Below are 12,717 nucleotides of genomic sequence, written 5' to 3' on the forward strand. Positions count from 1 at the left end.
ATGGCAACGAAAACTGCAGATTTCATTTGGTTTAATGGTGAGATGGTTCCATGGGCAGAGGCGAACGTTCACGTTCTGACTCACGCAATGCACTATGGTACATCCGTGTTTGAAGGCGTGCGCTGTTACAACACACCAAAAGGCCCAATTGTCTTCCGTCACCGTGAGCATGCACAACGTCTAAAAGATTCTGCCAAGATTTACCGCTTTCCGATCCCTTTCTCTGTAGAAGAAATCATGGAAGCGACCCGCGAAACACTGCGCCAAAACAAACTCGACAGCGCTTACATTCGTCCATTGGGTTTTGTCGGTAATGTTGGCTTAGGCGTATGTCCACCAGTTGGCACTGAGATGGATCTAATCATTGCAGCATTTCCTTGGGGCTCTTACTTAGGCGAAGAAGCGCTAGAAAAAGGTGTCGATGCGATGATTTCAAGCTGGAACCGCGCTGCGCCAAACACCATCCCAACTGCGGCTAAAGCAGGCGGTAACTACCTATCTTCACTACTGGTTGGTGGTGAAGCGCGTCGTCACGGTTACGACGAAGGTATTGCGCTAAGCGTAGATGGTTACCTATCGGAAGGGGCTGGTGAAAACATCTTCGTTATCAAAGATGGCGTAATCACCACACCACCAGCAACTAGCGCGATTCTACCGGGCATCACTCGTGACTCGATCATGACAATTGCACGCGATAAAGGCTACAAAGTACGTGAGGCGAACATTGCTCGTGAAGCCCTTTACCTTGCCGATGAAGTCTTCATGACAGGTACTGCGGCTGAGATTGTACCAGTGGCAACCATCGACAAGATTGAAGTGGGCACTGGTAAGCGCGGCCCTATCACTAAAGAACTACAAGCAGCCTACTTTGGCCTATTTGACGGCACCACGGAAGATAAGTGGGGCTGGTTAGACTATGTGTACCCAGAACAGAAGTAAGAAGGATTAGGAAATGCCAAAATATAGATCAGCTACCACCACACATGGTCGTAACATGGCGGGTGCACGAGCACTGTGGCGTGCAACGGGTGTGAAAGAAGAAGACTTCGGTAAACCAATCATCGCCGTTGTAAACTCGTTTACTCAATTTGTTCCGGGTCACGTACACCTGAAAGACATGGGCCAGCTTGTAGCGCGTGAAATCGAAAAAGCCGGCGGCATCGCAAAAGAATTCAACACCATCGCGGTTGATGATGGTATCGCAATGGGTCACGGCGGCATGCTGTACTCACTGCCTTCACGCGAACTGATCGCAGACTCTGTGGAGTACATGGTCAACGCGCACTGTGCCGATGCCATGGTATGTATCTCTAACTGTGACAAAATCACTCCGGGAATGTTGATGGCATCTATGCGTCTCAACATCCCGGTTATCTTTGTTTCTGGTGGTCCAATGGAAGCGGGTAAAACCAAGCTTTCTGATCAGATCATCAAACTAGACCTTGTAGATGCGATGATCCAAGGCGCGGATCCAAAAGTGTCTGATGAGCAAAGCGAGCAGATCGAACGCAGCGCATGTCCAACGTGTGGATCGTGTTCAGGCATGTTCACTGCAAACTCAATGAACTGTCTAACGGAAGCACTGGGTCTTTCTCAACCAGGCAACGGTTCTATGCTGGCAACGCACGCTGACCGTGAACAACTGTTCCTTAATGCAGGCCGTCGTATCGTTGAACTGACTCGTCGTTACTACGAGCAAGATGACGAATCAGCACTGCCGCGCAACATCGCTACGTTTGATGCGTTCGAAAACGCAATGGCATTGGACATCGCAATGGGCGGTTCAACCAACACCATTCTGCACCTACTTGCCGCGGCGCAAGAAGGTGAAGTGGATTTCGATATGGAAGATATCGATCGCCTATCACGTCAAGTACCACACCTATGTAAAGTGGCACCATCTACCCAGAAATATCACATGGAAGACGTACACCGCGCAGGTGGCGTCATGGCGATTCTTGGTGAGTTAGATCGTGCAGGTCTTCTACACAATGATGCGCGCACCGTGCTTGGCCTTTCGATGAAAGAGCAGCTGGCGAAATACGACATCATCCAAACTGAAGACGAAGAAGTACTTAAGTTCTACCGCGCAGGTCCTGCGGGTATTCGTACTACTCAAGCGTTCTCACAAGATTGCCGCTGGGATCGCCTTGATGACGACCGTGCGGAAGGTTGTATTCGTACTATCGATCATGCCTTTAGCCAAGAAGGTGGCCTAGCCGTTCTATCAGGCAACATCGCATTAGATGGTTGTATCGTTAAGACTGCTGGTGTGGATGAGAGCATTCATAAATTCACTGGTCCAGCTGTGGTATTTGAAAGCCAAGAAGACGCCGTAGAAGGCATCTTGGGTGGCAAAGTAAAAGCTGGCGACGTGGTTGTTATCCGTTACGAAGGCCCTAAAGGTGGTCCGGGCATGCAAGAAATGCTTTACCCAACCACTTATCTAAAATCGATGGGCCTTGGCAAAGAGTGTGCACTTCTGACTGACGGCCGTTTCTCTGGCGGCACATCAGGTCTGTCTATCGGCCACGCCTCTCCTGAAGCAGCAAACGGCGGTGCAATTGGTCTGGTAAAACAAGGCGATATGATCGCAATTGATATTCCAAACCGTTCAATTTCACTCCAAGTGTCTGAACAAGAACTTGCTGAGCGCCGTGCAAAACAAGACGAACTAGGCTGGAAACCAGTTGACCGCCAACGTGAAGTTTCATTTGCACTCAAAGCGTACGCGAGTATGGCAACCAGTGCTGACAAGGGTGCAGTACGAGACAAGTCGAAGCTAGAGGGCTAGCAATGATGGAAGCTCAACCCGAAAAACAAGTGAACCAAACTGGCGCAGATTATCTGCGCCAAATCCTTCGCGCACCTGTTTATGAAGTAGCAACAGTGACGCCACTGCAAGAAATGCCTCGTTTATCTGCACGTATCGGGAATAATGTGCAGATCAAGCGTGAAGATCGCCAACCCGTACACTCGTTCAAATTGCGCGGTGCATACAACATGGTGGCGAGTTTATCTGAAGCACAGAAAGCCGCTGGTGTCATTGCAGCATCGGCAGGTAACCACGCTCAAGGCATGGCGCTCTCTGGTACTAAGCTAGGCATCAAGACCACCATCGTGATGCCCAAAACCACACCAGACATCAAAGTCGATGCGGTACGTGGCTTCGGTGGCAATGTAGTGCTGCACGGCAGCAACTTTGATGAGGCAAAAGCGGAAGCGGAACGCCTTTCTGATCTGCATGGGTACACATTTGTCCCTCCTTTCGATCACCCACTGGTGATTGCAGGTCAAGGCACCATCGGCATGGAAATGCTGCAGCAAAATGGTCACCTTGATTACATCTTCGTCCCTGTCGGTGGTGGCGGTTTGGCTGCCGGTGTTGCGGTACTCGTGAAGCAGCTCATGCCAGAAATCAAAGTGATTGCGGTCGAGCCAGAAGATTCTTCATGCCTCAAAGCGGCATTGGATGCAGGTGAACCAGTAGTATTAGACCAGGTCAGCATGTTTGCCGATGGCGTTGCAGTAAAACGCATTGGTGAAGAGACGTTTCGTCTATGCCAAAAGTACATTGATGGCCATATTGCAGTCTCTAGCGATGAAATCTGCGCAGCAGTAAAAGACATCTTTGAAGACACCCGTGCGATTGCAGAACCTTCTGGCGCGCTTGCTCTGGCGGGTTTGAAGAAGTTTGCTGAACAGAACAAGCTGAAAGACAAAAACCTAGGTACGGTATTGTCTGGCGCAAACACCAACTTCCACGGTCTGCGTTATGTTTCTGAACGCTGCGAGCTTGGTGAAAAACGTGAAGGTCTGCTTGCCGTCACCATCCCTGAGCGTCAAGGTGCTTTCTTTGAGTTCTGTAATCTCATTGGCGGCCGTGCCGTGACAGAGTTTAACTACCGCTACAACGATGACGCATTGGCAAATATCTTTGTCGGTGTGCGTTTGCAAGGCGGTCAGGAAGAGCTAGAACATATCATTCACGACTTACGTGATGGTGGCTACCCAGTGGTTGATTTGTCTGATGATGAAATGGCGAAACTGCACGTGCGCTACATGATTGGTGGTAAGCCGTCTAAGCCGCTTAAAGAGCGCCTCTACAGCTTTGAATTCCCAGAGTACCCTGGGGCGCTACTTAAGTTCTTAAGCACACTCGGCACACACTGGAATATCAGTTTGTTCAACTACCGTAACCACGGCGCTGACTACGGACGTGTTTTATGTGGTTTCGAGTTAGATGAAAGCGATTTAGCTCAGTTTTCTGCACATTTACGTGAACTTGGCTATCAATGCAAAGACGAGACAGACAACCCATCGTATAAGTTTTTCTTGTCATAAAACGCCACATTTTAAACATATCAATGAAAACACCTCGCTAATGCGAGGTGTTTTTTATGACTGTAACCAATCTTTATGTAGCTGATTAGGCGACCCAAGATAGTCCACCATCCACTGGATCAATTTATGATTATCATCTTTGCGCCATACTAAGCAGCAGTGACTGAGCGGTTTATCATCCGGCATGACCTTCTCCACCAGCACACCATCATTGATTAAGGGTGTTGCAATATGACGTGGCATGTAACCCACGCCCACCCCATTTTTTAAACATTCAATCGCACTATACCAATTGGGCAATAATAATCGGCGCTGTTGCGGATAATGGCCAGTATGGCGTTTTGGCAGCACGTTCGAAGTATCATCAAGACAGATCGCCGGAAATTGACTCACAAACTCTTCAGTAAGCACTTGTTGTCGAACGCAAGGATGAGCGGGTGACATTACAAATGCCCAATCTAATACGCCCATATCTTTGACTTCAAAATCTCCCCCAACGGGAACCGCAGATGTCGCGCCAACGACAATGTCAGCTCGACCTTGTGCTATGGCTTCCCAAGAACCATTGAAGACCTCCATATTGATCTGCAATTCAGCAAATTCAAACTCGCGATAGAAATCTTCCACCAAAGGTTTGAGTTTTTCTAACTTCACCACGTTATCTAAGGTCAGCTTTAACGTGCTTTTCCATCCTTGAGCCGCTCGCCGCGTTTGTGCTTTCACCTCTTCCATTTGACGCAGCAAAGAGCGCGCCTCGGCCATAAAAAGTTCACCCGCTGGAGTTAGCTCGACTTTCCTTGGTAAACGTCGAAACAGCACCACATCTAAATCTTGCTCGACCTGCCTTACTCCATAGCTGATGGCTGAGGGGACTTTATGCAATACCTCAGCCGCAGCGGTGAAACTGCCTAAACGGGCAACCGTATCCAGCATTTCCAAAGACGCTTTAGAGAACATGATTTAACCTTTCAAAAAATTTGATTGATAACCAACAATTTTAGCGTTTTATTTTCTCAAAATCGAAAAATAGAATAATAAGGTAAATAAATCAGGGTTGGCGCCAACTGATGTTGATTAAAAAATGATTAAATAATTTGACTGGTTGAATCATGAAAATCTCAAAACTACAGCTCATTTATCTGGCAGCATTATCGATGCTTGGCTTCGTTGCTACCGATATGTATCTGCCAGCATTCAAAGCGATGGAAATCGACTTTGCAACAGGCCCTGAGCAAATTGCGCTCTCTTTAACGGTATTCCTCGTTGGTATGGCGATTGGCCAACTAATGTGGGGATTGGCATCCGATAAATTTGGCCATCGTAATACACTCGCAGCCGGGTTGGTGCTATTTACTATCGCGTCATTCGGTTTGGCTTTCTGTGATCAAGTATGGCAACTACTCACACTGCGCTTTATCCAAGCTATCGGTGTGTGTGCACCAGCCGTGATCTGGCAGGCTATGGTCATTAAGCGCTACTCAAGCAGTAGCCAACAAATTTTTGCGACAATAATGCCACTCGTCGCGCTATCACCAGCACTAGCACCTCAATTAGGGGTTGTGTTGGCAGATAACTTCGGCTGGCACAGTATCTTTATTACGCTAACACTGGTTGGTGTCTTTTTGGTCTTTGCGACCATGGCACAAAAAGACGAGAAAGCAGAAATCAAACAAACCAGTATGTCTGCCGACATCAAAGCGCTGCTGAGTTCTAAAAAATACCTTGGCAACGTGTTTATGTTTGCGACGGCTTCAGCTGCATTCTTTGCTTACCTAACAGGGATGCCAGAAATCATGGCGCAACTGGGCTACGAAGCAAAAGATATTGGTTTGAGCTTTATCCCACAAACTATCGCATTTATGGCTGGTGGCTACTTAGGTAAAGTAGGCGTTCGAAAATTTGGTGATGAAAAGGTTCTGCGCCAACTGATTGGCCTATTTAGTGTCGCGGCATTAATGATTTTCATTGCTTCACAGTGGGAGCTGTCATCGATTTGGCCTATTCTTGCGCCATTCTGTTTGATTGCCGTTGCTAACGGCGCGCTGTACCCAATAGTGGTAAACCGTGCACTGGCCAGCGCACAACAGAGCCCTGCAACAGCAGCAGGTCTGCAAAACAGCCTGCAAATCTGTGTAAGTAGCTTCTCAAGTGCATTGGTAGCCGCAATGGCAAGCCAAGCTCAGATGGTTACTGGCATCGCAATCATCATCTGTATGGGTGGGCTGTGGATGGGATACATTCTGTCGAATCGCGAATTATCCAAGCACTTTACGACTCCTGACAACGCCCGAGTCGTGAGTGAAGACGAACTTTAATCGTTCAGATAATAAAAAGAGCCGCGCAATGCGGCTCTTTCTGTTTATAAGCTTTTCAACCCCCACTTCTTGGCAGTCTGCTTAAAAAAGCCTTGAGTCTTTTTCAACTCTACCCAGTGATTGATGTAATTAATCCATACTTGATCGTCTTGCGGCAACAACATAGCAATTGGGGTTGGTTTACGCGGTGCGGTCACTGGCACTATCGCCAACTGTTTAAACTTATCCACCAACGTCGCTGCTTCCACATTGGACGTCACCGATACATCGGCCCTGCGAGCTAGTAGTTCTTGGAAGTCGCGCGCTGGCGCTTCAATAACAATATGCTGAGCAGACGGGAAGAACTCTTTCACCATTTTTTCTTGTACCGTACCTAACGTCGCTGCGACTTTTACTTCTGGTTTATTAAAATCCGCCCAATCAGAAAATTTGGCGAGATCTTTCTTTTGCACCACAGGTACAAAGGCAAGGTAGAAATACGGCTGGCTGTATCCAGCTACTTTCGCGCGCGACATGTTCAGAGATGCGCTGCCAGTAATATCGTATTTGTTGGCGGTAATGCCATTAACTAGCGTCTTCCAATCCGTGGGCACATACTCCACTTTTACACCGAGATATTTAGCAAGTTCTGTTGTTACATCGATATCGAAGCCACGATAACTGTTTGTCGCGGGGTCTTTCATCGTCATCGGATTCCAATCTCCCGTCGTTCCAACTCGGAGTACGCCATTGTCTAAAATGGATTGAAGACGGCTTTCAGCGTGAGCGACTTGAGTCGCAGCAAGCAAACACATTCCTAGCACTAGTAAAATCTTTCTCATTTTTATTCCCTTAAAAATAATGACCTTATACGGTTTAATAATTAACCTTTATTAGAGCTCTACTGATAACATAGCAGCAACAAAGGAAGTTTTTTAGTTAATTCAGGGAGTAAATGTGACGTTTCGAACTCTATGGCTGTTTTCACTGCTATTACTCACTGGTTGTTCAGATTATCAATGGGGCTGGTATGTACTTGACCCTTCTACGGATCAAGGGCTCACCAATCTAAAGTTTTTAATCGCTGGGTTTAATGACACCATTCAGGTATCACTCCTCAGTATGTTATTTGCGATGAGCTTGGGCCTGATCGTTGCGTTACCCGCTCTGTCGGACTCTGCCTCTCTGAAGTGGATAAACCGTATTTATGTCGAGGTGATCCGTTCAGTGCCAGTTTTAGTCTTACTACTTTGGGTGTATTACGGCATGCCTACGCTATTGGATGTCTCACTCAATCACTTTTGGGCGGGTGTTATTGCACTGACTATCGCTGAGAGTGCGTTTATGGCGGAAGTGTTTCGCGGTGGGATACAAGCTATCAGCCGTGGCCAGCATGAAGCAGCTGAGTCTTTGGGCTTAAGCTATTGGCAAAAGATGCGCTTGGTAATTCTTCCCCAAGCGTTTCGACAAATCCTCCCTCCACTGGGCAATCAATTTGTCTACATTCTCAAGATGAGTTCTTTAGTCAGCGTGATTGGTTTAAGCGATCTCACTCGCCGTGCTAATGAGCTGGTGGTGAATGAGTACTTACCCCTAGAGATTTATACCTTCCTCGTTTTGGAGTACTTGTTGCTCATCCTATTTGTATCTCAAGCCGTTCGTTGGCTCGAAAAACGTATTGCTATTCCTAGCTACTAACGATGAAGCCTGAGCTAGAAACAACAAAGCCGCTCTTGTTGAGCGGCTTTGACAGTATAGCGATAGAGTGAGTGCAGGTAATGTTTATTTCTGTTTTACAGGACGCTGCCAGCCAGTAATTTTGCGCTCTTTGACGCGAGTAATTACTAACTCACCTTCTTCAACATCTTTTGTTAGTGTCGTGCCTGCACCTATGGTTGCGCCATCAGCGATAGTGACAGGCGCCACCAGCTGGCTATCAGAACCAACAAATACATCATTACCGATGATGGTTTTAAACTTGTTCGCACCATCGTAGTTACAAGTGATAGTACCTGCGCCGATGTTAGTACGTTGACCGATCTCTGCATCACCTAAGTAAGTTAGGTGGTTCGCTTTTGAACCTTCTCCGATGCGCGCATTTTTCACTTCAACGAAGTTACCCACATGGGAATCGTTACGCATTTCAGCACCAGGACGAAGGCGAGTAAATGGACCAACCGTACATTCTTCACCAACCGTTGCACCTTCAATCACACTGTAAGGGCGAACGATGGTGTTGTCGTCGATTTCACAATCTTTCAGTACACAACCCGCACCGATAACCACGTTATCACCCAGTGAAACTTTACCTTCGACGATAACATTCACGTCGATTTCACAGTCCATACCGCACTGTAACTCACCACGCAAATCAAAGCGTGCTGGATCGCGTAGCATGACACCTTGCTCTAGTAGCTTCTGAGCTTGCATTGACTGGAAAGCACGCTCTAGACGAGCAAGCTGTGCGCGGTCATTGACCCCTTCCACCTCAATGGCATTGACTGGGTGTACTGCCTCAACGGCACGACCTTCATCGTGTGCAGCTGCAATAACGTCAGTTAGGTAGTATTCGCCTTGTGCGTTGTTGTTGTTTAAGCCAGACAACCAACGCTTAAGATCCCCACCAGTCGCAACCATCACGCCAGTATTGATCTCTTTAATTTGTTTTTGTTCTTCTGTTGCATCTTTTTGCTCAACGATCGCCACAACAGGACCATTCTTACGGATAATACGACCGTAGCCTGTCGGGTTATCTAGAATCACTGTTAGTAGTGCAATACCGCCTGTTGGCTGTGCATCTAATAGGTTTTCAATCGTTTCAGCTGAAATCAGTGGAACATCACCGTAAAGCACCAGTACTTTTTCATCGTCTTCAAAGCGAGGAGATGCTTGATCAACCGCATGACCAGTCCCTAACTGCTCCGCTTGAAGCACCCAATTTACAGGCTCTTCTGCAAGAGTGGTTTGCATTTGATCACCACCGTGACCAAAGACCAAGTGGATATTTTGTGCACCTAGACCTGTACATGTATCAATCACATGTTTTGCCATTGGCTTGCCTGCCAAAGTGTGTAGCACTTTAGGCATGTTCGAATGCATACGGGTACCTTTACCCGCTGCAAGAATCACAGCACTGAATTTCATTGATAACCTATTGACGTTTTATGTTAATTGGCCGTTATTTTAAACAGCTCTTTTAAAATAGTTAATGGAGTAAGGTAAATTTCCAACTAAAATTAATCAAAAAGGCGACCAATTGGCCGCCTTTTTTCATGCAACGTTGCTAATTAAGCTTAGCGACGCTTTTTTGTCAGCTCGATAACTCGTAGCTGAGCAATGGCTTTAGCCAGTTCACTGGCCGCTTGTGCGAAGTCCATGTCACCATGCTGATTCTGGATTTGCTCCTCAGCGCGGCGTTTGGCTTCTTCTGCCTTCGCTGCGTCTAGCTCTTCACCACGGATAGCTGTATCAGCTAGTACAGTCGCTGTACCAGGCTGAATCTCTACCATACCACCAGAAACATAAATAATTTCTTCGTGGCCGTGCTGTTTCACAATACGCACCATACCAGGCTTGATAGCGGTCAGCAGCGGTGTGTGACCATGGAAAATACCAAGTTCACCTTCGCTACCGGTCACCTGAAACGTTTCAACACGACCAGAGAAGATTTTCTTCTCAGCGCTTACTACGTCTAGGTGAAAGGTTATTGCTGCCATATCGCCTCCTAGTTAGCCTTATAGCTTCTTCGCATTCTCAATAGCATCGTCGATGCTACCGCAGTACATAAATGCCTGCTCAGGAATGTCGTCGTATTCACCAGCTAGTAGACCTTTAAAGCCACGTAGAGTCTCTTTTAGAGGTACGTAAATACCAGGGTCACCTGTAAATACTTCTGCTACGTGGTAAGGCTGAGTTAGGAAACGCTCAATCTTACGTGCACGAGATACAACTTGCTTATCTTCTTCAGATAGCTCGTCCATACCTAGGATAGCAATGATATCTTTCAGCTCTTTGTAGCGCTGAAGAGTCTGCTGAACACCACGAGCAACTTCGTAGTGATCTTGACCAACGACTAGTGGATCAAGCATACGAGATGTTGAATCTAGCGGGTCGATCGCAGGGTATAGACCCATTGCAGCGATGTTACGGTTAAGTACAACCGTTGCATCCAAGTGCGCGAACGTTGTTGCTGGAGACGGGTCAGTCAAGTCATCCGCTGGTACGTATACCGCCTGTACAGACGTGATAGAACCTGATTTCGTTGACGTGATACGCTCCTGGAGTACACCCATCTCTTCTGCAAGAGTTGGCTGGTAACCTACCGCAGAAGGCATACGACCTAGTAGTGCTGATACCTCTGTACCTGCAAGTGTGTAACGGTAGATGTTATCAATGAACAGTAGTACGTCACGACCTTCGTCACGGAAACGCTCTGCCATTGTTAGACCAGTCAGTGCAACACGTAGACGGTTACCTGGTGGCTCGTTCATCTGACCGTAAACCATCGCTACTTTTGATTCTTCAGGCTTCTCAACGTTTACAACGCCCGCTTCCTGCATCTCGTAGTAGAAATCGTTACCTTCACGAGTACGCTCACCAACACCAGCAAATACTGATAGACCTGAGTGCTGTAGTGCGATGTTGTTGATAAGTTCCATCATGTTAACGGTCTTACCTACACCAGCACCACCGAATAGACCGATTTTACCACCCTTAGCGAATGGACAAATTAGGTCGATTACTTTAACGCCCGTTTCTAGAAGTGCAATTTCGTTTGATTGCTCTTCGTAGCTTGGTGCACTACGGTGGATAGAGTAAACCTCTTCCGCACCCACTTCACCACGCTCGTCAATCGCGTCACCTAGGACGTTCATGATACGACCTAGAGTTTTAGTACCTACTGGTACTGAAATTGGAGCGCCAGTGTTAACCACTTCTACTCCACGACGTAAACCATCAGAGCTACCCATTACGATACAACGAACTACGCCACCGCCTAGCTGTTGTTGAACTTCAAGAACTAGACGCTCTTTTGAGTCCGTTACGTTTAGAGCGTCATATACACTAGGTACATCGCTCTGTGGGAACTCTACGTCGACTACCGCACCGATGATCTGTACGATCTTACCTGTAGCCATCGTTAATCCTCTAAACTATTTCGTTTTACCTAAGCTTAAACCGCAGCTGCACCACCAACGATTTCTGATAGTTCTTGTGTAATCGCAGCCTGACGGGCTTTGTTGTACACAAGTTCCAAATCGTCAATCAAACTGGTTGCGTTATCCGTTGCAGCCTTCATCGCAATCATTCGAGCCGCTTGCTCACAAGCAAGGTTCTCAACCACACCTTGGTATACCTGAGACTCTACGTAACGCACTAATAGCGTATCCAGTAGAGGTTTTGGTTCAGGCTCATAGATGTAGTCCCATGAATGCTCACGCTGCATCTCTTCGCTGTCCGATTTAGGCAAAGGTAGCAATTGATCGATCGTTGGTTGCTGAACCATAGTATTTACAAACTTGTTGAATACTACATATAGACGGTCCAGTTCACCTTCATCGTATTTCTTCAGCATTACGCCAACAGAGCCGATTAGGTCTTGTAGGCTTGGATTATCTCCAAGACCAGAAACCTGTGCCGCAACTTTTGCGCCACCATGTTTAAAGAAAGCTGTTGCTTTTGAGCCAACAACGGCTAGCTCAATCTCAGCACCTTTCTCTCTCCATGCTTGCATATCTGTAACGGCTTTTTTGAACACGTTAATGTTCAAACCACCACACAGACCACGGTCTGTCGAAACGATGATGTAACCAACACGTTTAGCTTCACGCTCTTCTAGGTACGGATGACGGTACTCTAGGTTTGCGTTAGCCACATGACCGATCACTTTACGCATTGTTTCAGCGTATGGACGAGAAGCTTCCATTGCATCTTGAGAACGACGCATTTTTGAAGCTGCTACCATTTCCATCGCTTTCGTAATTTTCTGAGTGCTTTTAACACTACCGATTTTATTACGTATCTCTTTTGCGCCGGCCATCGTTACTCTCCGTTAGTTGGTGGCAGAAACTGCCACCGA

11 protein-coding genes are annotated in these 12,717 nt (G+C 47.1%); 5 read left to right on the top strand and 6 right to left on the bottom strand.

Annotation, left to right across the window (positions count from 1 at the left end; all coding sequences use genetic code 11):
- Genes ilvE through ilvA form a run of 3 tightly spaced genes read left to right on the top strand, consistent with a single transcriptional unit; the run spans position 1 to position 4,344 of the window.
- The gene (ilvE, locus tag L3V37_RS21480) at positions 1–939 is read left to right on the top strand and encodes a branched-chain-amino-acid transaminase (protein WP_025768922.1); all 939 of its coding nucleotides are present in this window, start codon (positions 1–3) and stop codon (positions 937–939) included.
- A 13-nt stretch (positions 940–952) separates the two neighbouring features.
- Positions 953–2,794 carry a dihydroxy-acid dehydratase gene (ilvD, locus tag L3V37_RS21485; RefSeq protein WP_017635601.1) on the top strand — a complete coding sequence of 614 codons (1,842 nt, stop codon included), beginning with the start codon at positions 953–955 and terminating at the stop codon, positions 2,792–2,794.
- A 2-nt stretch (positions 2,795–2,796) separates the two neighbouring features.
- On the top strand, positions 2,797–4,344 hold the full coding sequence (ilvA, locus tag L3V37_RS21490; RefSeq protein WP_053304042.1) for a threonine ammonia-lyase, biosynthetic: 1,548 nt from the start codon (positions 2,797–2,799) through the stop codon (positions 4,342–4,344).
- Positions 4,345–4,398: 54 nt separating this feature from the next.
- On the opposite strand, the gene punR is transcribed toward ilvA, so the two are convergent.
- A complete protein-coding gene (gene punR, locus L3V37_RS21495; RefSeq protein ID WP_017821565.1) occupies positions 4,399–5,301 on the bottom strand; it encodes a DNA-binding transcriptional activator PunR in 903 nt (300 codons plus the stop codon).
- 152 nt (positions 5,302–5,453) lie between these two features.
- On the opposite strand from punR, the gene punC reads away from it, so the two are divergent.
- Entirely contained in the window at positions 5,454–6,659 is a 1,206-nt protein-coding gene (gene punC, locus L3V37_RS21500) for a purine nucleoside transporter PunC (protein WP_005378946.1), read from the top strand.
- A gap of 44 nt (positions 6,660–6,703) precedes the next feature.
- Here the strand turns inward: punC and L3V37_RS21505 are convergent, their stop codons facing one another.
- Positions 6,704–7,480, bottom strand: coding sequence for a transporter substrate-binding domain-containing protein (locus tag L3V37_RS21505; RefSeq protein ID WP_237307075.1), 777 nt, complete (start codon positions 7,478–7,480; stop codon positions 6,704–6,706).
- Between the two features lie 115 nt (positions 7,481–7,595).
- On the opposite strand from L3V37_RS21505, the gene L3V37_RS21510 reads away from it, so the two are divergent.
- Complete coding sequence (locus tag L3V37_RS21510; RefSeq protein WP_005383852.1) at positions 7,596–8,336, top strand: amino acid ABC transporter permease; 741 nt, start codon at positions 7,596–7,598, stop codon at positions 8,334–8,336.
- Positions 8,337–8,420: 84 nt separating this feature from the next.
- Here the strand turns inward: L3V37_RS21510 and glmU are convergent, their stop codons facing one another.
- The 4 genes from glmU to atpG form a co-directional block, all read right to left on the bottom strand.
- Positions 8,421–9,782 (bottom strand): bifunctional UDP-N-acetylglucosamine diphosphorylase/glucosamine-1-phosphate N-acetyltransferase GlmU, encoded by a 1,362-nt coding sequence (gene glmU / locus L3V37_RS21515; protein ID WP_237307076.1) that lies wholly within the window; start codon positions 9,780–9,782, stop codon positions 8,421–8,423.
- Between the two features lie 149 nt (positions 9,783–9,931).
- Positions 9,932–10,354 carry a F0F1 ATP synthase subunit epsilon gene (locus tag L3V37_RS21520; RefSeq protein WP_005378937.1) on the bottom strand — a complete coding sequence of 141 codons (423 nt, stop codon included), beginning with the start codon at positions 10,352–10,354 and terminating at the stop codon, positions 9,932–9,934.
- Positions 10,355–10,372: 18 nt separating this feature from the next.
- Positions 10,373–11,776 (bottom strand): F0F1 ATP synthase subunit beta, encoded by a 1,404-nt coding sequence (atpD, locus tag L3V37_RS21525; RefSeq protein ID WP_005378933.1) that lies wholly within the window; start codon positions 11,774–11,776, stop codon positions 10,373–10,375.
- Positions 11,777–11,811: 35 nt separating this feature from the next.
- Positions 11,812–12,678 carry a F0F1 ATP synthase subunit gamma gene (gene atpG, locus L3V37_RS21530; protein WP_005378932.1) on the bottom strand — a complete coding sequence of 289 codons (867 nt, stop codon included), beginning with the start codon at positions 12,676–12,678 and terminating at the stop codon, positions 11,812–11,814.
- Between the last annotated feature and the right edge of the window lie 39 nt (positions 12,679–12,717).

Source organism: Vibrio sp. D54 (assembly GCF_021728075.1).
In the GTDB taxonomy this organism is placed as follows: Bacteria; Pseudomonadota; Gammaproteobacteria; order Enterobacterales; family Vibrionaceae; genus Vibrio; species Vibrio alginolyticus.